We start from the raw sequence: 23,139 nt of genomic DNA, 5'->3' as shown, positions 1-23,139 counted from the left end.
GCCTTCGGCTGCGCCATACCGGGGTCGCGAAGCGGAGCCCGGAATCCAGAGCCGCCGCGACACGATCTGTACCGACGGGGCGTCCGGATTCCGGGCGCGCCTGCGGCGCCCCGGAAAGACGGCGTCGAAGCACTGACCCGGGCAGGGCGATGGCGTGGTTCACACCCACACGATCCGGGCGAAGATCCCCGCGATCCCATCGGCGACCAGACCCGGCCTCTCCCCGATGCGGGACCTGGCCCTTACCCGGAAACGATGCCCGCACAGGCTTCCGAGCCAACCAGCATTGCGGCGAGCCTTGGAGCGAGGGCAGCCCCGCCCGTTCACAGCGCCCCCTGCAGATTCGCGCCGTTCTCCGAGACCCTCAGGGGCTCGTTCCCACCCTTCTACCCTCCCTCTCGGCCCGGCGCGCCAGCATCTTCGCCTGCAGGCGGCTGCGGCGGGCGGCGATCACCGTGCCGTTGATCTCGCCGCCGAACAGGAACATGGCGGCGAGCCAGTAGAGGAACACCAGGAACACCATCGCGGTGGCCAGACCCCCGTAGGTCGACGCGTAGGCGTTGGAGAACCGGTCGAGGTAGTAGCCGAAGCCGAGGCCGGCGAAGAACCACAGGACCAGCGTCACGGCGATCCCGGGCAGAACCGACAGGATCGAGCGGCGGCCCGCGGCGACGAATTTGTGGGCGATCACCAGGACGACGGCGAGCAACAGGGCCGTGACGCCGATCCGCCCGATCGCCACCGTCAGGCTCAGGGGCTCCAGCCCGGGCGCCACCAGCACGACGTTGCGCCAGATCAGCGGCCCCAGCACCACGAGCAGCGCGAAGGCCAGCATCGCGAAGGCCCCGCAGATCACGTAGCCGATCGATTCGAGGCGGGTCAGCCACCAGGGCCGGCTCTCGCGCAGGCCGTAGGCCCGATTCAGCCCGACCCGCAGGCTCTCGACGCCCGAGGAGGAGAAGTACAGGGCGAACAGCGCGCCGAGTGTCAGTACGCCGCTGCGCTGCTCGGTGAGCACCCGGTGCACCTCGCCGACGATCGGCTTGGCGATCTCCCGCGGCCATGCGTCGAAGATCAGCACCCCGGCCTCGTCGGCGAGCGACTGCGTGCCGAACAGGCCGGCGAGCGCCGCCAGCAGAATCAGGAACGGGAACAGCGAGGTCAGGCTCGAGAGCGCGATGTGGCTCGCGATCGCCCAGCCGTCATGGGAGACGAAGCGCTGCGCGGCGACGCCCATGACCTGTAATCCGCTGCGGAGAGGTTTCACGGGTATCCGACGATCCTCGATCTTACGATCCTCTGGGTGATCCTCTCGGGAGAGGCCCGCCGATGAACGGCGCCGGCACCCGCGCGTCAACGCCGCCGGCCGGATCCGGTCCCGATCGCCGCGCGGTGACGCACCCGCGCCACGCCGGCAGCCGTGGCGGCCGCGCGCCGACCGGAGGGCGAGATCACCGTTGCGCCGCGCGCGCCGACATGCTCCGTCCGGCGGACATGCCTCCGCTCCCACGCCCGTCGACGCTCGCGTCCGGCGCCCTTCCGGCGCTGTTCATCCCGATCTGGGCCACGGGCTTCATCTCCGCCCGGGCGGTGGTGCCGCACGTCGATCCGCTCACCTTCACGGCAATCCGCTTCACGGCCGTCGCCCTGGTGCTGGCCCTGATCGCCACGGCCTCCCGGGTGCGCTGGCCGGGGGACCATGCAGGGTGGCGCGACCCGGTCATCGCGGGTTTCCTGATGCAGGGGGTCTACCTGTCGGGCGTCTTCTGGGCGGTGAGCCACGGGCTGCCGGCCGGCATCGCGGCCCTGGTCGGCAGCCTCCAGCCGCTGCTCACCGCGCTCCTGGCGCAACCGCTGCTGGGCGAGCGGGTCAGCGGCCGGCGGGCCCTCGGGATCCTCATGGGCTTCGTCGGCACGGGCCTCGTGCTCGCCCCGAAGCTCGGCGCCACGGACCCGTCCGGGATCCCGCCGGCGGCGCTGGCCGTCAGCCTCCTGGCGGTGCTGGCGCTGACCCTCGGCACGCTCTGGCAGAAGCGCACCGGCGGCCGGGTCGATCTCCTGGCCGGCGCGACCCTCCAGTTCGTCGGCGGCATGGCCTGCGCCATCCCGCTGGCGCTCGCCTTCGGCGGCACCGCGTTCGACCCGGCGCCCGCCCTGTGGCTCGGCCTCGGCTGGGCGGTCCTGGTCAACTCGGTCGCGGGGATCCTGCTGCTGCTGGTGCTGATCCGGCGGGGGGCCGTGGCGGGCGTCGCCGCCCTGTTCTTCCTCGTGCCGCCGGTCGCGGCCGTGCTCGGCTACCTGCTGTTCGGCGAGGTGCTGACCCCGGTGCAGGGCGCCGGCATGGCGCTCGCCGCCCTCGGCGTGGCGGTGGCGAGTCGCGGCTGAGGCCGCCGCTGAGGCCGCCGCCCCTGCGACGGAAGGCGCGGAAACCCTTCGCGCCCTCGCGGTTTGGTGCGCGCGGGCCGGCTCGGCCCGGGCCGGCACCGCGCGAGGCGAGGATGAACCAGGACAAGCCCCGCGAGATCCGCCTCGCCCTCGACGCGATCCCCCTGGGCGGCAAGGCCGAGGGCAAGGCTGGCGACAACGCGGTGCTGTTCGTGCGCGACGCCGACGGCGTGCGTGCCTTTCAGGCGAAGTGCCCGCATCTCGGGGCGCCGCTCGCCAAGGGCGAGATCTGCGGCGGCCGGCTCTACTGCCCCTGGCACAAGGCGGCCTTCGCGGTCGCCGACGGCAGCCTGGAGGAGCCGCCGGCGCTGGAGGGACTCACCCGCTATCCCGTCCGGATCGAGGGCGGCGAGGCGGTGGCGACGCTGACTCCCGAACCTGCCCCGGCGCGGCAGGCGCGGACGCCCATCGCGACGGTCCTGGTCGTTGGCACCGGCGCGGCGGCCGTGGCCTGCGTTACCACCCTCCGGCGCGACGGGTTTTCGGGGACGATCACGATGGTCGGCCGGGAGGACCATCCGCCCTACGACCGGACCAAGCTGTCCAAGCAGTTCCTGGCCAAGCCTACCCCGGCGGAGAAGACCCTGCTGGAGCCGGATTTCGCCGCCGCCCATCGGGTCGAGCGGATCGAAGCGGAGGCGATCCGGATCGATCCGGCCGCCTGCAGCGTCACCCTGGCGGACGGACGGCTCCTGTCCGGCGACGCGCTGCTGATTGCCACCGGTAGCCGCGCGGTGGTGCCGGATTTCGACGGCAGGGACCTCGAAGGCGTGATGACCCTGCGCAGCCTCGACGACGCGGTGCGGCTCAGCGCCGCGGCGGAGCGGGCGACGCGCGTGGTGGTGATCGGCGCCGGCTTCATCGGCCTGGAGGCCGCGGCCTTCCTGACCAAGCGCGGCCTGTCGGTGACGGTGCTGGCCCGGGAGGAAACCCCCTTCGCCAAGCGCTTTGGCGAGGCCGTGGGCGCGGCGCTGAAGCGCTACCACGCCGGCAACGGCGTGACCTTCGTGACGGGCGAGGTCGCGCGGATCGCCGGAACCGGATCCGTCGAGGCGGTCGAGACCGCGGACGGCGCGCGGCTGCCGGCCGACCTCGTGCTGATCGGCGCCGGCGCCGCGCCGGAGACCGGGATCGTCGCCGGGGCGGAGCCGGACGAGACCGGCGGCCTGCCGGTGGGCGCCGACCTGAAGCTCGCCGACAAGGTCTGGGTCGCGGGCGATATCGCGGCCTTCCCGGAGCGCATCAGCGGCGTCACCGCTCGGATCGAGCATTGGCGGCTGGCGCAGCAGCACGGCACCCACGTCGCCCGGGCGATCCTGGGTGCTACCGACGCCTTCGCGGGCACGCCATTCTTCTGGAGCAACCAGGGCGACAAGCGCCTGGATTACGGCGGCTACGCGCCGGATTTCGAGCGGATCATCCTGCAGGGTGATCCGGCAGCGCTGGACTTCATCGCCTATTATATCCGCGAGAACCGCGCGGTGGCCGCCTGCAGCATCGGCCGCAACCCGGCCTTCACGGCATTCCTGCACCTGCTGGGCGAGGGGCGCGTACCCAGCCCGGAGGCGATCGAGTCCGGCGCAGATCTTCCCGCTCTGGTGTGACGCGCTCCGTCATCGCGCATGCCGGGAAGCGACACAGGATCGTAGAACCGCATCGAGCGCGGCGCTGCATGGGATTGCTTTGCTGCGCGCGCGAAGATGGACCGCTCAGGTCGATGGAACCAGTTCCGATGGTTCATCTTTCGGTAGACGCCGCCCGCCGTCTTGAGAGCCGGGCCTGTACGGGAGGCCCCATGAACCAGATCGTCGTCGTCGCCCTCATCTGCGCCGCCTCCGTCCAAGCCCCGGACTGCTCCCGCGAGACCGCCCTCGACGTGGTCACCGGCCCGGCCCACACGCTCCAGGAATGTCTCGTCCAGGGACCGGTGCTGGCGGCCAGCACCGGCTTCAAGGGGGAGGATGGAGCCTACGTGAAGACGCGCTGCGAGCAGAGGCGCTGAGCTGGACACGGTCTGGCGAACAGCTTCCAACAGCCCGTCGGACTGATCATCAATGTCCGGATCGATGCGCATCGCCGCACCGGTCCGGCCTTGACTTCGATCCGCTACGCACTGGCTCACGAGCCCGGCATTCAACTTGAGTTCAAGACGAGCCAAACGAAATCTGCTTCGGCTCCGGAGCGCGGCAGGTTAAAAGATCCGATCCAAGAAGACGCCACGCGAGCAAAAATCATGTCCGCATCCCCCGCCATCCAGACCGAGCCGCAGGATGTCGTCGCCCTCGCGAGGGCCGCCGGCGAGAGCGCCAAGGCCCTCGTCGCGGAGGCCACCCGGCGGGTCCGCACGCGGGTCCTCGGGACGGACGGGCGGGTCGACGCGGCCAAGCTCGAGAGCCAGCAGCACGCTGCCCACGGGCTCGCCTGGCTCGCGACCTACGCGGAGGCGGTGAACGAACTCGGCGGCTACGCCGAGCGCCTCCAGGCCGAGGGCCGGTTCGGCGAGACCGAGGCGCTCCTCGTCCGGATCGGCGCCGGCGAGTATCTCGACCAGCTCTTCTCCGGCATCCCGATGAGCCAGGGCGAGATGGTCCGCCTCACCGGGTCGCTCGGCCTCTCCGCCAAGGAGGTGGCGCAGTACCGCACCGAGGCGGTCGAGACCCTGATCGCCGAGGGCAACACGCCGGAGAACCGCGCCGCCCTGGTGGCGCAGATGCGCGACGGCAGCGGCTCGGCCACGGTCGGCGCCTCGGGCCTCGACGAGGACATGGAGGCGATCCGCTCCGAGATGCGCCGCTTCGGCAAGGCCGAGGTGGTCGATCAGGCGCACGAGTGGCACCTGAAGAACGCCTACATCCCGATGGAGATCGTGCAGAAGATGGCCGAGCTCGGCGTCTTCGGCCTGACGATCCCCGAGGAATACGGCGGCATGGGCCTGCCGAAGACCGCCATGTGCGTGGTCTCGGAAGAGCTGTCCCGGGCCTATATCGGCGTCGGCTCGCTGGGCACACGCTCGGAGATCGCCGCGGAGCTGATCCTGTGCGGCGGCACCGAGGAGCAGAAGCAGCGCTTCCTGCCGAAGATCGCCTCGGGCGACATCCTGCCGACCGCCGTCTTCACCGAGCCGAACACCGGCTCCGACCTCGCCAGCCTGCGCACCCGCGCGGTGAAGGAGGGCGACGTCTGGAAGATCACCGGCAACAAGACCTGGATCACTCATCCGGTCCGCGCCGACATCATGACGGTGCTGGTGCGCACCAAGCCCGAAGAGAAGGGCCACAAGGGCCTCTCGATGCTGATCGCCGAGAAGCCCCGCGGCACCGATGCCGAGCCCTTCCCGGTCCAGGGCCTGTCGGGCGGCGAGATCGAGGTGCTCGGCTACCGCGGCATGAAGGAGTACGAGCTCGCCTTCGAGGGCTTCGAGGTGCCGGGCGGCAACCTGCTGGGCGAGGTCGAGGGCAAGGGCTTCGCCCAGCTGATGCAGACCTTCGAATCGGCCCGCATCCAGACCGCGGCGCGGGCCATCGGCGTCGCCCAGTCGGCCCTCGATGTCGGCCTGCGCTACGCCGAGGAGCGGGTTCAGTTCGGCAAGCCGCTCGTCAGCTTCCCGAGGGTGGCCGACAAGCTCGCCATGATGGCGGTGGAGATCAACATCGCCCGCCAGCTCACCTACTTCTCGGCCCGCGAGAAGGATGCCGGCAAGCGCTGCGACCTGGAGGCCGGGATGGCGAAGCTGCTCGGCGCCCGCGTCGCCTGGGCGGCGGCCGACAACGCCCTCCAGATCCACGGCGGCAACGGCTTCGCGCTCGAGTACCCGGTGAGCCGGATCCTGTGCGACGCGCGCATCCTCTCGATCTTCGAGGGCGCCGCGGAGATCCAGGCCCAGGTGATCGCCCGCCGGCTGCTCGAATCCGCCTGAAATCCCAGCTAAAGCTGGGGAATAGTACGTAACATGGGATTATAAGTCGGCATATGAACCCGGCTTAAACGAAGTCCCTGCTTCCTGACGCCCGGTGAACAACTGGGGCGGCTCGGTGAGCGCGCAGCACGACGACGGACAGACGGGCAAGAACCTCCTCCGGCACTGGCAGGATTGCCGGACGCCGGGGGCGCCGATCCCGTCCTACGAGGCCGTCGTGCTCGGGAGCCTCGGCCGCCTCGCCGACCGGGCCGCCCTGGTGACCACCCGCGACGGGCGGGCCGCCCGGATTCTCTGGGCGGGCCAGGCCTTCGGTGCCTGGCTCGCGGACGGCGTGGAGGGCTCGGCAGGCCCGCCGGTCGAGACCCTCCCGGTCGACGCGCTCCCGATCGAGCTGCGCGAGCCCGTCGACGAGATGGTCACGTCCGCCCTCGCGTCGGGCCTACCTGCCTACAGCCGGTGCGATCGCCTCGCAGCCGGGGTCGTGACCTCGACCCGCCTCGTCGGCCTGCCCCTGGGCAACCGGTGGGGCGAGCCGTTCGTGCTGATCGGGTTCGACGGGGCGAGCGTCCGGACCGAGCTGGTCCAGGCGATGTTCACGGCCACCGACCAGGGCATCCTGGCCCTCAGCACGATCCGGGACGCCGCGGGCCGCCCGGTCGATTTCAAGATCGTCGCCCTCAACCGCGGCGCCGAGCGGCTCCTCGAGCGCCCCGCCGCCGCCCTGCAATGGCAGCGCGTGGGCCAGTTCTTCCCCGGGGCGATCACCGAGCGGACGATCGCGACGCTCGCCGCCATGGTCGAGCGGGGTGGGCGCTCCGCCTTCGAGCTGAGCCGCCCCCGGTCCGACGGCGGCACGCTCTACCTCAAGGTCGAGGCGGGCTGCGTCGGCGATCTCCTCTCGGTCACCATGACGGATGTCGGCGATATCAAGGCCCGGGAAGCCTCGTTCCGGCTCCTGTTCGAGAACAACCCGGTGCCGATGTGGGTCGTGGCCGACGCGCGCGACCGCTTCCTGGCGGTGAACGACGCGGCCGTCGCGCATTACGGCTACAGCCGCGAGCAGTTCCTGAGCCGGGCGCCGGCCGACCTCGCCATCGCGGCCGAGGAGGCGACGGGGCTCGGCCTGCCCTCCGCCGCCGGCTCGCTCCACCGCCGCGCCGACGGGTCGGCGATCGAGGTCTCCCTGTTCCAGCGGGCGATGCCGTTCGAGGGGCGGCAGGCCGTGCTCGAAGCCGCCATCGACATGACCGAGCGGCGCCGGGCCGAGGCCCGCATCGCCCACATGGCCCACCACGACGCCCTTACCGGGCTGCCGAACCGCGTGCTGTTCCGGGACCGCCTCGGCGAGGCGATCGCCCGCCACGCCCGGGACGGCGAGGAGGCGGTGCTGCTCTGCCTCGACCTCGACAAGTTCAAGATCGTCAACGACACGCTGGGCCATCCGGTCGGCGACACGCTGCTGCGCGAGGCGGCCGAGCGGATCGCCGGCTGCCTGCGCAAGGACGACCTCGTGGCCCGGCTCGGCGGCGACGAGTTCGCCATCCTGGTGCGCGGGCTGGATCTCCCGGCGCTGGCCGACGGGCTGATCGCCCGGGTGATCGCAGAGCTCGGCCGGCCCTTCCGCCTGGAGGGCCAGGATTGCCACATCGGCACCAGCATCGGCGTCGCCTGCCTGCCCCGGGACGGCACCGATCCTGAGACGCTGATGAAGAACGCCGACCTCGCCCTGTACCGGGCGAAGGCCGAGGGCGGCGGCACCTTCCGGTGCTTCGAGCCGGAGATGGATGCCTGGGTGCAGGCGCGGCGGCGGCGCGAGAACGAGCTGCGCGAGGCCTTCGCCCGCGGCCAGTTCTCGCTGGTCTACCAGCCGCTCATGGATGCCCGCGCCGACCGGATCCTGGCCTTCGAGGCGCTGTTGCGCTGGCACCACCCGGAGCACGGCCCGGTCTCGCCGGCCGAGTTCGTGCCGCTCGCCGAGGAGACCGGCCTGATCGTGCCGATCGGCGCCTGGGTGATGCAGACCGCCTTCGCCGAGGCGGCGGCGTGGCCGGAGACGATCCGGCTCGCCGTGAACCTGTCGCCGATCCAGTTCCGCAACCGCAACCTGGTCGAGACCGTGCGCGGCGCGCTCGCCGTCACGGGGCTCGACCCGCGGCGTCTCGAGCTGGAGATCACCGAATCGGTCCTGCTCGCCGACAGCACCGCCAATCTCGCGACCCTGCACGAGTTGCGGGCCATGGGGATCCGGATCGCGATGGACGATTTCGGGACCGGCTATTCGAGCCTGAGCTACCTGCGCAGCTTCCCGTTCGACAAGATCAAGCTCGACCGCTCCTTCGTGAGCCAAGTCGGCGAGAACACCCACTGCACGGCGATCGTACGGGCGGTGGCGAGCCTGGGCACCAGCCTCGGCATCGCCACCACCGCCGAGGGTGTCGAGACCGCCGAGCAGCTCGCAATGCTCCGCGCCGAGGGCTACGACGAGGTGCAGGGGTTCCTGTTCAGCCGCGCGGTCCCTGGGCCCGAGGCCCGCCGCCTGATCGACGGCGAACGGGAGGCGATCCCGGGCGACCGGGCGGCCTGATCCCGCCCGGCGCGCGGGGGCCTACTTGGTGATCTTCACCGAGACCGGGTCGCTCGACGGGAAGGTCTCCTCCAGGGCGTCGTCCAGGCGCTCGTTCAGCTTCTCCTGCTTGTTGTCGGGGTTCTTGGCGTCGCCCGGCTTGGCGCTGCCCTGCTGGAAGCCCGGCTTGTTCTCGTTCGGCTTGTGGTTCTCGGCCATGTCGCTCGCTCATCCGTGACGGAGGCACGCAAGGGTGCTGGTGGGCATCAACGCGACGGAGGGCGGGTGTTTCCGATACTTCGCGGACGGCGCGTCGATCTGGCGGGTCCGAAGGGGCGGGTCGCGCCTTTCCAGGGCGGGGCGCTGACGCTCAACCGGGATATCAGGCGGTCGCGAGCGGCCGCCCGACCGGGCCGAGGGTCCGCGCGCGGGTGGCAGCCGCGCGCATGACCGTCTCGTAGACGGATTCGAGGCGGTCGAGATGGGCATCCAAGGTCAGGGGCGCGGCCCAGTAGCGGTCGTGGGCAGCCCGGCCCATCCGGGCGGCGAGGCTGTCGTCGGACAGGCGCAGCAGATGTGCGGCCAGCGCGTCAGGGTCGCCCGAGCGGAACCAGAACCCGGTCTCGCCGTCGGTCACGGCCTCGCGCCCCGCGCAGGCGTCGCTGACGATCACCGGCGTGCCGCAGGCCAGGGCCTCGTAGACGGTGAGCGGCTGACCCTCGTACCAGACGCTCGGGAAGACCAGCGCCCGGGCCTGCCGCATCAGCGCCTGCACGGCCTCGGCGTCGCGCCAGCCGAGCATCGCCGCCTCGGGGTAGCGCGCGGCGAGCTCGGCCCGCTCGGGCCCGTCGCCCACGAAGGCCGCCCGCACCCCCGCCCGCCGGGCCGCCTCGGCGAAGATCGGCGCGCCCTTCTCGGTGGAGATCCGCCCGACGAATAGGACGTCGCCCGGCGGGCCCGCGTGCACCGGCGCCCGCGCCACCGCGATCGGGTTGTCGACGCGGTGAAACACGGTCCCGCGGGGCATCAGCGGCCGCACGACGCTCTCCTGCAGGTCGCTGATCGTGATGATGTGGGAGAACAGCTCTGGCAGCCGGGCCACGTGGGCGAGGCCGGCATGGCGGATCATCCGGGCCACCTTGCGTGGGTAGCTGCGCGCGTCGCAATTCGCCACGATGCAGGCGGCTGACATCGGGGTCCGATGGCAGATCCGCTGCTCCGGATAGGCGTAGAAGCCGCCGGTCGGGCAGACGAGGAAGAACTCGTGCATCGTGTAGAGGCAGGGCAGCCCGGAGGTCCGGAGCGCTGGGCCGATCGACGGCGACAGCGCCTTGGCGAAGGCGTGAACGTGGACCAGCGTGTCCCGGGGATCGCAGGCGGCGAGCTCCGCCGCCAGGGCGCGGCGCGCCGGCTTGTTCCAGATCGCCTGGGCCGCGAAGGCGAGCTTGCTGCGCGCCGTGGTGACGTCGTCCTGCTCCAGGCAGACCACCCGGATGCCGGCCGGCTCCAGCCGCGGGTCCACCGGGCCGACCGCGGCGAACAGGCTGACGCGGATCCCCCGGGCAGCGAGCCCCAGGGCGGATTCGATGGCGACCTTGGCCTGGCCGCCGTTGATCGCGGCGTGGTCTGCGACGAGGACGACGTGCACGTCAGGACTTCCGCCGCTGCGATCCGAGGCCGACATCTGTATCCGGCCGCGGTTGATCGCCCGTAAACCGGTCTGCCTCATCCTCCTGGCCTGCGAGACCGATCGATCCCCGGGAGGGTCACCATGCATGTCGTGATCCTGGCCGAATTCGCGGCCGCCACCGGCGGGGCCGAGAAGGTGGCGCTGGAATCCGCGCGCGGGCTCGCCGAGGCCGGCCTCGCCGTCACCTACATCCAGGCGATCCCGGGTCCGGTCGACCCGCTCCTCGACCATGCCGGCATTCGCCGGATCGACCTCGGCCTGCCCGATATCTGGTCGCTCGGCGCGGCGCGGGCCGCCGCCGCCGGGATCTGGCACGCGAATGCCGCCCGCCGGCTCGCCGCGGCCCTTGCCGGGCTCGCCCTGCGGCCGGACTGCATTCATCTGCACCAATGGACCCGGGCCCTGTCGCCGGCAATCTTTCCGGTCCTGTCGGAGGCCGGTGTGCCCCTGATCGTGACCCTGCACGACTACGCCCTGGCCTGCCCGAACGGCGTCTATTACCGCTTCGACCGGGCCGAGCCGTGCGGGCTCGCGCCCCTCTCGGCCGCCTGCATCGCGGCGCCCTGTGATCCCCGCAGCCGGGTCCACAAGCTCGTGCGGGTCGCCCGCGCCGCCGCGCTGCGGAAGGCCGTCGGCCAAGCGACCCGGCGCGATCCGCTCCACGTCGTCCATGTCTGCGACGCCAGCCGGCAACGGCTCGGGGATCTGCTCGGCGGCTACGCCCTCACGCATCACCGGGTCGACAACCCGGTCCGGCTCCCGGAGGGGCCGGCGGCCGAACCCGCCCGCGGCGACGCGATCGCCTATGTGGGCCGCCTGACCCGCGAGAAGGGCGCCGACCTCGTGGCCGATGCCGCGCGCCGTGCCGGCCTCGCCGCCCTGTTCATCGGCGCCGGCCCACTGGAGGCAGAGCTGCGCGGCCGGGACGGCGTGGAGGTGATCGGATGGCGGAGCCCTGCGGCAGTCTGGGCTACGCTCCGCGCCCGCGCTCGGGCGCTCGCCGCGCCGTCACGCTGGTACGAGACCGGGCCGCTCACCGTCTACGAGGCGCTGGCGGCCGGCATCCCGGTCGTGGCCTCCGACCGCTCTGGCGCCGCCGAGAAGGTGCGGCAGGGCCGGACCGGCTTCGTGGTCGCCCCGGAGATCGAGCCGCTGGCCGCGGCCTTCACGGCGCTCCGGGACGATGCCGTGGCCGATACCCTCGGGCGGGAGGCCCGCAGGCTGTTCCACGCGGCGCCGATGAGCCTGGATGCCCATACGGCCGCACTTTGCGCGCTCTACGCCGGACTGGCCGGATCCGTGTCTGGTGCGATGCAGCATCGGGAAGCGATCCTCGAAGCGCAATGATCCGGCGCGCGCCGGAACGATTGGCATACCAGAAGAATTCACGTTCCGTTCGTGCCCTCTTGGACAGAAAGATAGCTCTTTGTAACATCGCCCATTGCCGGAGCTAGCAATCTTGGCCACTCAGATGGATGGCATAGCTCGCACGCAATCTGCTATCGGTCTCAGGCCGCGAGCCGATGACTGGGTAAGGACCTCGGATCGGCATTTTATCGGGCTTCCAGGTTTGGTGCTGCTCCGGAACCTGCACTTGACTTCTTGTTGCGGTGCAACATATAGAGGCGCGTCACCGCGGACGCATCCGGCGTCCCGCTCCATGAATGATGCTGGAGACATCGATGCAGACCCCGAATTTCGAGATCCCGACCGAGATGCGCGACTTCGCCGACAAGAGCGTCGATCAGGCTCGCACCGCCGTCGGCACCCTGATGGCGAACGCCGTTAAGGCCGCCGAGCAGGTCCAGGCTTCGGGCCAGACCTTCCAGTCGACCTTCAGCGCCGCGGTCGCGAAGGGGTTTGATCACGCGCAGGCCAACGCGAACGCGACCTTCGACTTCGCCCAGAAGCTGGTGCGCACGAAGGACCTCCGCGAGGCGTTCGAGCTCCAGTCCGAGTTCGTCCGCAGCCAGTTCGCCGCGCTCCAGGCCCAGGCCAAGGATTACGGCGCTCTCGCCCAGAACGCCGCCGCCCGCTAAGGTCGGTCGACCCGTCCCCGATCCGCGATCGGGGACGCAATCCGGGGTCCGGAAGGCCGCTCAGCGCCAGCCGGATCCCACGCTCTGACGCCCGGGCGTCACGGGTCCGGCGCCGACACCGCGGGCGAGCCGGCCGCACACGATCCTCCGGCCGCCGCTCCGTCAGGACGGGCCGACGCCGACAGGAGGAGATCGCGCGATGGGTAAGCCGCGTCGACCGAGGAGCCGCCCCACCGGGACGCCCAAGCCGTTGCAGGCCGTGCCGGCCTCGCCCGAGATCCAAGCCGCGGACGCCCCGAACACGGCAAATCAACCCGGTCCGGCGACCGATCGGCCCGTCGAAGCCGTCCAGGCAGGAGTCGGGGCGGTCGAAGCGGTCATGATCGAGGCGACGCCTGACACGGCGTCCGAGATCGTGGCCGGGCATACGCCCGACGCCAGGGCGGGAGTCCCGTCCGAACCGGTGGCTGGGGCCGCCACCGAGACGGCCTCCGGAGTTGAGGCCGCGATTGACATCGCCCTCCCGCCGGTGCCGGCCGCGGGGCCGGGACTCGCCGCGACCGCGGCCCCGAACCGAATCACCGTCGCGCCCGACCGCCTCGACGTCGTCGGGATCGGCTCGACCATTGCCCGCTACATGCGCGGCGAGGGCGAGGCCGCCCTCGCGCATCTGCGGGCGCTCTCGGGCGCCCGCTCCCCGGCCGACGTGATTCGCCTGCAGGTCGGTGAGGTTCAGCGGGCCGCCGACGCATCTCTGACCTGCTGGGTCACGGTGGTCGGTCAGGCGAGCCGCGTCATCACGCACCCCTGAGACCGTGCCTCGGAGCGGCGCGGGACTTGTCGCATCCCGGTCACAAGGCCGGCCGGATCGAACCGGCGACGGCAACCGCCCGTTAACCAAGCCGGTTCCATGCCTTAACGGAGGGCACGGGAGACGATACCGGACCGATGCCGAACTGCGCGCGCCTGATCCGTACCGCATGGCTTCGCCTCGCCGTGGCGCTTCTGGCGGCACTGGCGGGGACGCCGCTTGCCGCACAGAACGGCGAGAAGCCGGCCGTCGCCATCGGGGCCGACCTCGCAAGCCAGGCCGGCACCACACGGCTCATCCTGACGCTGTCCCGGGCCGTGGAGGCCCGCGGCTTCGTGATGGAGCGGCCCGACCGGGCGGTGATCGACCTGCCCGAGGTCAACTTCCAGCTCGAATCGGGCACCGGCAGTCGTCGCGACGGCCTCGTGCAATCCTTCCGCTACGGCCTGTTCGCGCCCGGGCGCTCCCGCATCGTGATCGACCTCGCCGCTCCCGCCACCGTCGGCAAGATCGAGACGGCAACGCGGCCCCGCGACGGCGCGGTACTGCTCACGATCCCGCTGCAGCGCGCCGACCGAGACGCCTTCCGCAAGGCGGCGGCCGCCGCCGATCCCGCCCCCGCCCAGGCCCGCAGCGTTCCGCCGGAGCCCGCCGACCAGCGCCCGCTGATCATGGTCGATGCCGGCCATGGCGGCACCGATCCCGGTGCCATTGCGGTCGGCGGGGTGTTCGAGAAGGACATCGTGTTCGGCTTCGCCCAGGCGCTGGTGGACAAGCTGCAGGCCGGTGGCCGCTACCGGGTCCGGATGACCCGCGACCGCGACGTGTTCGTGCCGCTCGCCGAGCGGGTCCGCCTCGCCCGCGAGGCCAGGGCCGACCTGTTCGTGTCGATCCACGCGGATTCGATCTCGGCGGCGCCCCAGGTGCGCGGGGCCACGATCTACACCAATGCCGAGAAGGCCACCGACGTCGAATCCGCCAAGCTTGCCGAGCGCGAGAACCGCGCCGACGCCGCCGCGGGCGTCGATTCCGCCGAGGCGCCGCCGGACATCGCCGACATCCTGCAGGAGCTGACCCTGCGCGAGACCCGCGGCTTCTCCTCGGGCTTCGCCCGCACGCTGATGGGCCAGCTCGGCCCGGTGATGGAGATGAGCGCCAAGCCCCACCGCGAGGCGCGCTTCGTGGTGCTGCGCTCCCCCGACGTGCCGAGCGTGCTGGTGGAACTCGGCTATCTCTCCAGCAAGCGCGACCTGGAGATGCTGCAATCGCCGGAGTGGCGAGCCGGTGTCACCGGCTCCATGGCCAAGGCGATCGACCTGTTCTTCACCAACCGCGCCACGCTCGGCCGCCCGGCCGGGACACGCCGCTCGGCAGCCGCCGCCCCAGTTTCACCATAGATAGAGTGTCGATACGGGACGTCCGACGCCCCGTCGCACGGCCGCCGAAACCGGCATTCCGAGGGGGCCTGACGGGACCGTCCGGGGGCCGACCGCATCGAGAGCGGACGCACGCGCCGGATGAGCCGATTCCGGCATTCGGCCGGGCCAGCGACGAGCGGAACACCGGATGCGTCTGATCCTTCGTTTCTTCGGGATCCTGTTCAGCGCCGCCGCGGTGCTGTTCGTGATCGGCGCGGCGGCGGGCGGTTACTTCTACTGGAAGTACAGCCAGGACCTGCCCGACCACGCCGCGCTCTCCAATTACGAGCCGCCGGTGATGACCCGCGTCCACGCGGCGGACGGTTCGCTGCTCGCCGAGTACGCCCGCGAGCGCCGGCTGTACCTGCCGATCCAGGCGATGCCGAAGATCGTCGTGGCGGCGTTCCTGTCGGCCGAGGACAAGAACTTCTACAAGCACGGCGGCATCGACCCCGAGGGGATCGTGCGCGCCTTCCTGACGAACGCCAAATCGGGCAAGCGCCAGGGCGCCTCGACCATCACCCAGCAGGTCGCCAAGAACTTCCTGCTCTCCTCCGAGCAGACCTACGACCGCAAGATCAAGGAGGCGCTGCTGGCGCTCCGGATCGAGGCGGCCTACTCGAAGGACAAGATCCTCGAACTCTACCTCAACGAGATCTTTTTGGGGACGATCGTTCCGGGCCGCAACCTGCACGGCGTGGCGGCCGCCGCGCTGGACTACTTCGGCAAGTCGGTCCACGAACTGACCATCAACGAGGCGGCCTACCTCGCCGCCCTGCCGAAGGGGCCCAACAACTACCACCCCTACCGCAAGACCCAGGCGGCGCTGGACCGCCGCAACGAGATCATCCGCCTGATGGCGGAGAACAACTACATCACGAAGGAAGAGGCGGATTCCGCCAAGAAGATGCCGCTCGGCGTCAACCCGCGCGTCGCCTTTCCGAACGCCGCCAACGCCAACTACTTCACCGAGGAGGTCCGCCGCGAGATCTCCGAGCGCTACGGCGAGAAGAAGCTTTACGAGGGCGGCCTCTCGGTGCGCACGACCCTGGATCCGAAGATGCAGGCTTGGGCCCGCAAGGCTCTGGTCGACGGCCTCGTGCGCTACGATCAGGCTCATGGCTGGCGCGGTCCGGTCACCAAGGTCGACCTGACCGGCCGCGACTGGGGCATGGCGGCGGCCGAGGTTCCGGCCCTCGGCGACGTGGCGCCCTGGCGTCTCGCCGTGGTGCTGGGCAATGGCGGCGGCGGCGTGCAGATCGGCCTGCAGCCCAAACGCGAGGCTTCCGGCCAGGTGGTCAAGGACCGCGAGACCGGCGTGATCACCCCCGAGGGCATGCGCTGGGCCGGCCGCGCCAACCTCCAGGCCGGCGACATGGTCTATGTCGAGGCGATGGATGGCGGGCGCGGTCAGTTCCGCCTGCGCCAGAAGCCCGAGGTCTCCGGCGCCATCGTGGCCATGGACCCGAATACGGGTCGCGTGCACGCGATGGTCGGCGGCTTCTCGTACGACGAATCCGAATTCAACCGCGCCACGCAGGCGATGCGCCAGCCCGGCTCCTCGTTCAAGCCGATCGTCTACTCGGCGGCACTGGACAACGGCTACACGCCCGCCTCGATCGTGCAGGACTCGCCCATCACCATCGAGGCCGGTCCCGGCCAGGAGGCCTGGACGCCATCGAACTACGACGGCAAGTCCGGCGGCCCGCATACCCTGCGCTACGGCATCGAGCACTCGAAGAACCTGATGACGGTGCGCCTCGCCAAGGATGTCGGCATGCCGCTCATCGCCGAGTACGCCCGCCGCTTCGGCGTCTACGACGACATGCTGCCGGTGCTGCCCATGTCGCTCGGCGCGGGCGAGACCACGGTGATGCGCATGGTCACCGCCTACTCGATGCTGGCCAATGGCGGCCGGCGCATCCGGCCGACCCTGATCGACCGGATCCAGGACCGCATCGGCGAGACGATCTACCGGCACGACAACCGCAAATGCATCGGCTGCGACGCCGAGAAGTGGTCCGGCCAGGACGAGCCGAAGCTGGTGGACGATTCGGAACAGGTGCTCGACCCGCTGACCGCCTACCAGATGGTCTCGATCATGGAGGGCGTGGTCCAGCGCGGCACCGCCACGATCCTGAAGCAGATCGGCAAGCCGCTCGCCGGTAAGACCGGCACAACGAACGACGCCAAGGACGCGTGGTTCGTGGGCTTCTCGCCGGACCTCGCGGTCGGCATCTATATCGGCTTCGACAAGCCCCGGTCGCTCGGCGACCGCGCCACCGGCGGCGGGCTGGCAGCGCCGATCGCCCTCGAGTTCCTGAAGACGGCCCTGAAGGACAAGCCGCCGACGCCGTTCCGCGTGCCCCCGGGGATCAAGCTGATCCGCGTCAACCTCGCCAGCGGCACCCGCGCCGGCTCGGGCGAGGGCGCCGGCACGATCCTGGAGGCATTCAAGCCCGGAACGGCGCCGCCGGATTCCTACTCGGCCCCGTCCTCCTCCGGCGGCGGCCAGGCGGCCGCCCCCGCGGCGGTCGCGCCCGATCCCGACCGGGCCGCGCAGGCCGGCGGCTTGTACTGAGACGCTCCGCCAGATCGCTCTCAGCCGAGATCGCTCTCAGCCCAGGTCGGGTCCGCCCGGCCTGGGCTTTCGCGTTGCGGATCCCGAGCGGGCGCGAGTCTCATGCGAGGACGGCGTTCCGAATCCGCGGCGGCGGCGCGACGGACGATTCATCTCCGTGTCGAGGCCCCGTGATCGGTGATCCGCGCCGTCCTCCCGGATCCGGGCCCGCCTACCGCGCCCCGGACGGGGGTCGGATCGAGCCATCTGCTCCAGCGGGAGGTGAAACCGGCGCGGTCTCCACGCCGCGTTCCGAATCCGTGTGGCCCGCTGCAACGCGTGACCCTGCTCGTCGGCTTGGACGCGCGTCGTGCTCCGCCTCGGCATGCGTACAGAAAAAAGCCGCCCCGGAAGGAGCGGCTCGAAGAGTCATCAGGGAGGCATCAAAACAGAGCGGACGAATATGTCCAACTCGACATCCAGATCACTGGATGCCTCTTCATGCCTCGAAAACCTTAATGCGCGGTTAATACAAATCTTCGCACAGAAATCTCAGGCCGCCAGACTGTCGAACAGGCCACGCCCGTCGGTCCCGCCGACCAAGTCTTCGACGAAATTTTCCGGATGCGGCATCATGCCGAGCACGGTCCCGGTCTCCGACAGAACGCCCGCGATGGCGTTAAGGGAGCCGTTGCGGTTGGCCTCCACGGTGATGGCGCCCTGCGCATCGCAGTAGCGGAAGGCGACCCGGCCCTCGCCCTCGATCCGCGCCAGGGTCTCGGGATCGGCGAAGTAATTGCCTTCCCCGTGGGCGACGCAGACGTCGATCACCTGGCCTTGGGTGTAGGCGCTGGTGAAGCGCGTGTCGGTGCGCTCGACCCGGAGCGTCTGCCGGTGGCAGATGAAGCGCCGGTCGATGTTGCGCATCAGCACGCCGGGCAGCAGGCCCGATTCGCACAGGATCTGGAAGCCGTTGCAGATGCCGAGCACGAGCCCGCCGCGGGCCGCGTGGGCTCGGACCGCGTCCATGGCGGCGGCCCGGCCGGCGATGGCGCCGCAGCGCAGGTAGTCGCCGTACGAGAAGCCCCCGGGCAGAACGGCGAGGTCGGTGCCGGCGGGCAGCTCGTGGTCTGCGTGCCAGACGAGGCTCACCTGGGCGCCGGAGCGCCGCAGGGCCCGGACGACGTCCGACTCACGGTTGGAACCCGGGAAGACGACGACCGCGGCGTGCATCAGAGGATCTCGATCGCGTAATTTTCGACGACGGTGTTGGCCAGGAGCTTCTCGCAGGCCGCACGCAAGGTCGCCTCCGCGGCAGTGCTGTCGACCGCCGACACCTCGATATCGAAGACCTTGCCCTGCCGGACGCCGTCGACGCCCTCGATGCTGAGGGACCTGAGGGCGGCCTCGATCGCCTTGCCCTGCGGGTCCAGCACACCGGTCTTCAGGGTGACGATAATACGGGCTTTCATGGATCTTCGGGTCTCACGCGTGTCCGGGACGGGAGTGTGACCTGCGACAACATCACACAGACCGTCGCCGGTCGCTTCTAGCAGGAAGGCCGCCGCGCTGTCGAACACGCCGCACGCATAGGGATCATTCCGCTGTTCGATACAACGTGAATGAAGCTCTTGTCCTGGGGCGCTCGTTCAGCGATGCGCAGCCGGAGCGCGCAGAGGCTCGATACTGGTCGCCCGGCGCCAGAGCTGGAGCATGATCCAGGCCGCGAACAGGCTGAACACACCCATCAGCACATGCCCGACCCGCTCGCCGAGATCGAAGATGCCCGCGAGAGCCCAGCCCGCTGCGATGGCCACGGCGAACACTTCGGTGCCGACGAGAACCATCATGCTGATGATGGTGATGGCGTTGCGCCCGTTCACGAGATCCGCCCTCGAAAAGATTTCGGGCCCCGGACGAACCATCCGAGACCCGCGCAGCTAGCCCACAGAGACGGGGCGATGCAACCGACCGGGTCGGCCAGCCTCAGCGCGGCGCGCGCTTGGCGAGGATCCGCTGCAGAGTCCGTCGGTGCATGTTGAGGCGCCGGGCGGTTTCACTGACGTTGCGGCTGCACAGCTCGTAGACGCGCTGGATGTGCTCCCAGCGGACCCGGTCGGCCGACATCGGGTTCTCCGGCGGATCCGCCCGCTCACCCGGCTGCGCCATCAGCGTGCCGTGGATCTCGTCCGCATCGGCCGGCTTGGCGAGGTAGTCGAAGGCGCCGAGCTTCACTGCCGTAACCGCGGTGGCGATGTTGCCGTAGCCGGTGAGGATCACCCCGCGGGCCTCGGGGCGGCGCTCCTTGAGGCGGGCGATCACGTCGAGGCCGTTGCCGTCCCCGAGGCGCATATCGATGACCGCGAAGGCGGGCGCGCGTGCCTCGACAGCCGAGACGCCGTCCGCGACGCTGTCGGCCACCTGCACGTGGTAGCCGCGGCTTTCCATGGCGCGGGCGAGACGTGTCGAGAAGGGCTTGTCGTCATCGACGATCAGCAGGCTGCGGTCGGAGAAGGCGGCCAGCGGATCGGCATCGTTGATCACGGCAGCGTCGGTCGCCGCCGAGGTCCCGGGCTGCGTGAGCATCCAGCACTCCATTCCAATTTTGTCGTCGGGTTCTTGGTCTGTGCCTTATATAGGTACGGCATCGCGCGGTGGCAGGGGTGCGCGGATACTGAGTTCCGGAGAATGTCGCGGCGCCGCGCCCCGTTCGAAGATGTGGCGGGCCCAGGAGACGCGCACGATCGCCCCGTGGGCGTCCGGCGCCGCAACGTTCATCAGGGCGAGCTGTGCGCCCGAGCGCTCGATCAGGGTCTTGGCGATGAACAGACCGAGGCCGAGCCCGGCTCCCACGGTCTCGCCGGATTGCGGCCGGTCATGGCTGCGCGTCGTGACATAGGGCTCGCCCGCCCGCAGCAGCACCTCGCTGGAGAAGCCCGGCCCGTCGTCGCGGATCTCGATCCAGACCCGGTCCGGGGTCCAGCGCCCCTCCACGGAGACGCGGGCCTCGGCGAAATCCACGGCGTTGTCGAGGATGTTGGCGAGCCCGAACATCACGCCGGGATTCCGGCGGCAGGCCGGCTCCGGCCCGTCGCCCCTGCTGGTCACGTCGAGGGCTGCACCCAGGGCCCGCTGGGGCGCCACCAGCTCCTCGACGAGGTGGCTGAACGTCACCGTCTCCAGGAAGCCGGCCCCGGCGCCGTCCCCGTCGAGGGAGGTCAATTTGCCGAGGATGCCGCGGCAGCGGTCGACCTGCTCGCGCAGGAGATTCAGATCCTCCGCCACCGCCGGGGAGGCTGTGGGACCAAGCTGGCGGATCAGCTCCTTGGTCACCACCATGATCGTGCCCAGCGGTGTGCCCAATTCGTGGGCAGCCGCGGCCGCGAGCCCGTCGAGCTGCGACAGGTGCTGCTCACGGGCGAGGACCAGCTCGGTGGCGGCGAGCGCCTGGGCGAGGAGCCGGGTCTCCTCCGCCACCCGCCACGCGTAGACGCCCGTGAAGGCGGTCCCGAGCAGAATCGCAGTCCAGACGCCGGAGACGTACAGGAACGGCAGCTCGATTCGCCCGTCGGCGAACCAGGGCAGGGGCCGGTGCACCAGGGCGAGCAGGGTCGCGAGTCCCACCGCCAGGAGGCCCAGCGCCAGTGTCCGCTCGGGCGGCAGGGCGGTGGCGGAGATCAACACGGGGGCGAGGAACAGCAGCGAGAACGGGTTCTGCAGCCCGCCCGTGAGGAACAGGAGGGCCGCGAGCTGGACGATGTCGAAGGCGAGCAGCAGGGCGGCGGAATCGTCGCTGAGCCGGTAGCTCGCCGGGAAGCGGATCCGCAGGGCCAGGTTCAGCCAGGACGAGGTGGCGATGACCAGGAAGCACCAGCCGAAGGGCAGGGGCAGGCCGAGGCCGAACTGCGCGCCGACCACGGCGGCGCTCTGGCCGGTGATGGCGAGCCAGCGCAGGCGCACGAAGGTGTCGAGCCGCAGGTGTCGGGCGTCGCGACCGAGGCCGCTGAGATCGGTGTCGGGCATCAGCTGTTTCGGTGCGTCGTCGGACGGGTCCGGCCGACCCGGCTTCTTTCGGGTCCCCACCGCATGACGCGGAGGCGGGGATTCCGGCAAGCCGATCGGGACGAGGCGTCGCAGGCGAACGTGGTCACAGGCAAGTCGCCGCGGCTCGGGGATGTTCCGCCCGCGTTCAGGGTGGAGCATTATCCTACCGATTCGGGTTGCAGGAGGTAGGAGCCGCGCGGTTCGATGCCCGTGGCCTGACCGAGACCGCGAGGTGACGATGCTGCTGGCCTATTCGATGTACGAGGGCGCCCGCGCCCTGATGGCGCCCGCCCGCGTTGCCGCCGACCTCACCCGCTACGGGCTGCAGATGCCGGGCAATCCCCTGGCCTACGGTCCCTATGCCCGCGCCGTCAGCGCCGGCTGCGAGATGTTCGAGCGCGTCACCCGTCAATACGGCAAGCCCGCCTTCGGCTTCAGCGAGACGGTCGTGGACGGCAATCCGGTTCCGGTCACCGAACGGGTGGTCTGGGAGCGGCCGTTCTGCCGCCTGATCGCCTTCGACCGCGCCTTTCCGACGCCGCCCGCGGAGCCGCAGCCCAAGCTGCTGATCGTCGCGCCGATGTCGGGGCACTACGCCACGCTGCTGCGCGGCACCGTGGAGGCGATGCTGCCGAACCACCGGGTGTTCATCACCGACTGGACCGATGCCCGGATGGTGCCGCTCTTCGCGGGCCAGTTCGATCTCGACGACTACATCGACTACCTGCAGGAGATCTTCGCCGTGCTCGGGCCGGATCTGCACGTCATGGCGGTGTGCCAGCCGGCGGTTCCGGTCCTGGCCGCGGTGGCGCTGATGGAGGCGGCCGACGAGCCGGCTGTGCCGACCTCCATGACCCTGATGGGCGGCCCGATCGACACCCGGTGCTCGCCAACCGCGGTGAACTGCCTCGCGCAGGAGCGCGGCCAAGCCTGGTTCGAGCGCAACACGATCAGCCTCGTGCCGCCGATTTACCCGGGCGCGTGGCGCCGGGTCTATCCGGGCTTCCTGCAGCTGTCGGGCTTCATGGCGATGAATCTCGACCGGCACGTCACCGCCCATTCGGACATGTTCGACCATCTGGTGACGGGCGACGGCGACTCGGCCGAGAAGCACCGCGAGTTCTACGACGAGTACCTCGCCGTGATGGACCTGACGGCCGAGTACTACCTCCAGACCGTGCAGACCGTGTTCGTCGACCACGCCCTGCCGACGGGACAGATGAAGCACCGCGGCACGCCGGTCGATCTCGGTGCCATCCGCCGCTGCGCGATCCTCGCGGTCGAGGGCGAGAACGACGACATCTCCGGCGTCGGCCAGACCAAGGCGGCCCTCGACCTGACGCCGAACCTGCCCGAGGCGCGCAAGGCCTACCACCTCCAGGCCGGCGTCGGCCATTACGGCGTGTTCAACGGCTCGCGCTACCGGGCGGTGATCGCGCCCCGCATTGCGGCCTTCATCCGCGCCATGCAGGCGGTGCCGGGCGCGCGGGGCGGCCACCTGCGGCAGGTGGGCTGAGGCGCCAGGTGGGCTGAGACGTTCGGTCAGGCGAGATCTCGCTCCGCGCCGTCATTCCGGGGAGCGTCGCAGGCGAGCCGGGAAACCAGAGCGGCCGTCGGAGCAGGATCTTCGGGCCTCAGCGCGTTCGGATC

The 23,139-nt window shown here is 70.6% G+C and carries 19 protein-coding genes; 11 read left to right on the top strand and 8 right to left on the bottom strand.

Translation table 11 applies throughout. The features are described from left to right. Positions 1–364: 364 nt before the first annotated feature. On the bottom strand, positions 365–1,237 hold the full coding sequence (locus BLT59_RS16795) for a YihY/virulence factor BrkB family protein (RefSeq protein WP_091782517.1): 873 nt from the start codon (positions 1,235–1,237) through the stop codon (positions 365–367). Between the two features lie 239 nt (positions 1,238–1,476). On the opposite strand from BLT59_RS16795, the gene BLT59_RS16790 reads away from it, so the two are divergent. From BLT59_RS16790 to BLT59_RS16770, 5 genes are all read left to right on the top strand, one after another. Beyond that, on the top strand, positions 1,477–2,385 hold the full coding sequence (locus tag BLT59_RS16790; RefSeq protein ID WP_091782801.1) for a DMT family transporter: 909 nt from the start codon (positions 1,477–1,479) through the stop codon (positions 2,383–2,385). Between the two features lie 113 nt (positions 2,386–2,498). After that, positions 2,499–4,049: an FAD-dependent oxidoreductase gene (locus BLT59_RS16785; protein ID WP_091782515.1), complete on the top strand. Its 1,551-nt coding sequence runs from the start codon at positions 2,499–2,501 to the stop codon at positions 4,047–4,049. A gap of 191 nt (positions 4,050–4,240) precedes the next feature. Next, positions 4,241–4,447 (top strand): hypothetical protein, encoded by a 207-nt coding sequence (locus BLT59_RS16780; protein ID WP_091782512.1) that lies wholly within the window; start codon positions 4,241–4,243, stop codon positions 4,445–4,447. A gap of 231 nt (positions 4,448–4,678) precedes the next feature. Beyond that, a complete protein-coding gene (locus BLT59_RS16775) occupies positions 4,679–6,361 on the top strand; it encodes an acyl-CoA dehydrogenase family protein (RefSeq protein WP_091782510.1) in 1,683 nt (560 codons plus the stop codon). Between the two features lie 94 nt (positions 6,362–6,455). Then, positions 6,456–8,948, top strand: a complete 2,493-nt coding sequence (locus tag BLT59_RS16770; protein WP_091782507.1) for a putative bifunctional diguanylate cyclase/phosphodiesterase — start codon at positions 6,456–6,458, stop codon at positions 8,946–8,948. Positions 8,949–8,969: 21 nt separating this feature from the next. Here the strand turns inward: BLT59_RS16770 and BLT59_RS31335 are convergent, their stop codons facing one another. After that, a complete protein-coding gene (locus BLT59_RS31335; protein WP_173009393.1) occupies positions 8,970–9,146 on the bottom strand; it encodes a hypothetical protein in 177 nt (58 codons plus the stop codon). A 163-nt stretch (positions 9,147–9,309) separates the two neighbouring features. Next, complete coding sequence (locus tag BLT59_RS16765; protein WP_091782798.1) at positions 9,310–10,575, bottom strand: glycosyltransferase family 4 protein; 1,266 nt, start codon at positions 10,573–10,575, stop codon at positions 9,310–9,312. Between the two features lie 123 nt (positions 10,576–10,698). Here BLT59_RS16765 and BLT59_RS16760 point away from each other — a divergent pair, with 123 nt between their 5' ends. From BLT59_RS16760 to BLT59_RS16740, 5 genes are all read left to right on the top strand, one after another. Then, positions 10,699–11,964, top strand: a complete 1,266-nt coding sequence (locus BLT59_RS16760; protein ID WP_091782504.1) for a glycosyltransferase — start codon at positions 10,699–10,701, stop codon at positions 11,962–11,964. Positions 11,965–12,299: 335 nt separating this feature from the next. Then, entirely contained in the window at positions 12,300–12,656 is a 357-nt protein-coding gene (locus BLT59_RS16755; protein ID WP_091782794.1) for a phasin, read from the top strand. Between the two features lie 199 nt (positions 12,657–12,855). Then, on the top strand, positions 12,856–13,467 hold the full coding sequence (locus tag BLT59_RS16750; protein WP_091782500.1) for a hypothetical protein: 612 nt from the start codon (positions 12,856–12,858) through the stop codon (positions 13,465–13,467). A 137-nt stretch (positions 13,468–13,604) separates the two neighbouring features. Next, a complete protein-coding gene (locus tag BLT59_RS16745; protein ID WP_091782496.1) occupies positions 13,605–14,864 on the top strand; it encodes an N-acetylmuramoyl-L-alanine amidase in 1,260 nt (419 codons plus the stop codon). Positions 14,865–15,033: 169 nt separating this feature from the next. Then, positions 15,034–17,466, top strand: a complete 2,433-nt coding sequence (locus BLT59_RS16740) for a penicillin-binding protein 1A (RefSeq protein WP_091782493.1) — start codon at positions 15,034–15,036, stop codon at positions 17,464–17,466. A gap of 531 nt (positions 17,467–17,997) precedes the next feature. On the opposite strand, the gene purQ is transcribed toward BLT59_RS16740, so the two are convergent. From purQ to BLT59_RS16715, 5 genes are all read right to left on the bottom strand, one after another. Continuing rightward, positions 17,998–18,678 (bottom strand): phosphoribosylformylglycinamidine synthase subunit PurQ, encoded by a 681-nt coding sequence (gene purQ / locus BLT59_RS16735; protein WP_091782490.1) that lies wholly within the window; start codon positions 18,676–18,678, stop codon positions 17,998–18,000. Continuing rightward, a complete protein-coding gene (gene purS, locus BLT59_RS16730; RefSeq protein ID WP_091782486.1) occupies positions 18,678–18,917 on the bottom strand; it encodes a phosphoribosylformylglycinamidine synthase subunit PurS in 240 nt (79 codons plus the stop codon). The genes purQ and purS overlap by 1 nt, the downstream gene beginning before the upstream one ends. A 177-nt stretch (positions 18,918–19,094) precedes the next feature. After that, complete coding sequence (locus tag BLT59_RS16725; protein ID WP_091782482.1) at positions 19,095–19,328, bottom strand: hypothetical protein; 234 nt, start codon at positions 19,326–19,328, stop codon at positions 19,095–19,097. A gap of 103 nt (positions 19,329–19,431) precedes the next feature. Further along, positions 19,432–20,031, bottom strand: a complete 600-nt coding sequence (locus BLT59_RS16720) for an ActR/PrrA/RegA family redox response regulator transcription factor (RefSeq protein ID WP_091782791.1) — start codon at positions 20,029–20,031, stop codon at positions 19,432–19,434. A 45-nt stretch (positions 20,032–20,076) separates the two neighbouring features. After that, the gene (locus BLT59_RS16715) at positions 20,077–21,468 is read right to left on the bottom strand and encodes an ActS/PrrB/RegB family redox-sensitive histidine kinase (protein ID WP_091782477.1); all 1,392 of its coding nucleotides are present in this window, start codon (positions 21,466–21,468) and stop codon (positions 20,077–20,079) included. A 259-nt stretch (positions 21,469–21,727) separates the two neighbouring features. On the opposite strand from BLT59_RS16715, the gene phaZ reads away from it, so the two are divergent. Continuing rightward, positions 21,728–23,005: a polyhydroxyalkanoate depolymerase gene (gene phaZ, locus BLT59_RS16710; protein ID WP_091782472.1), complete on the top strand. Its 1,278-nt coding sequence runs from the start codon at positions 21,728–21,730 to the stop codon at positions 23,003–23,005. Positions 23,006–23,139: the final 134 nt, after the last annotated feature.

The sequence above is a fragment of the Methylobacterium sp. UNC378MF genome, assembly GCF_900103195.1.
Taxonomy (GTDB): Bacteria; Pseudomonadota; Alphaproteobacteria; order Rhizobiales; family Beijerinckiaceae; genus Methylobacterium.
Note: the sequence above shows the minus strand (reverse complement) of the source record. Positions and strands in the feature narration are given on the sequence as shown.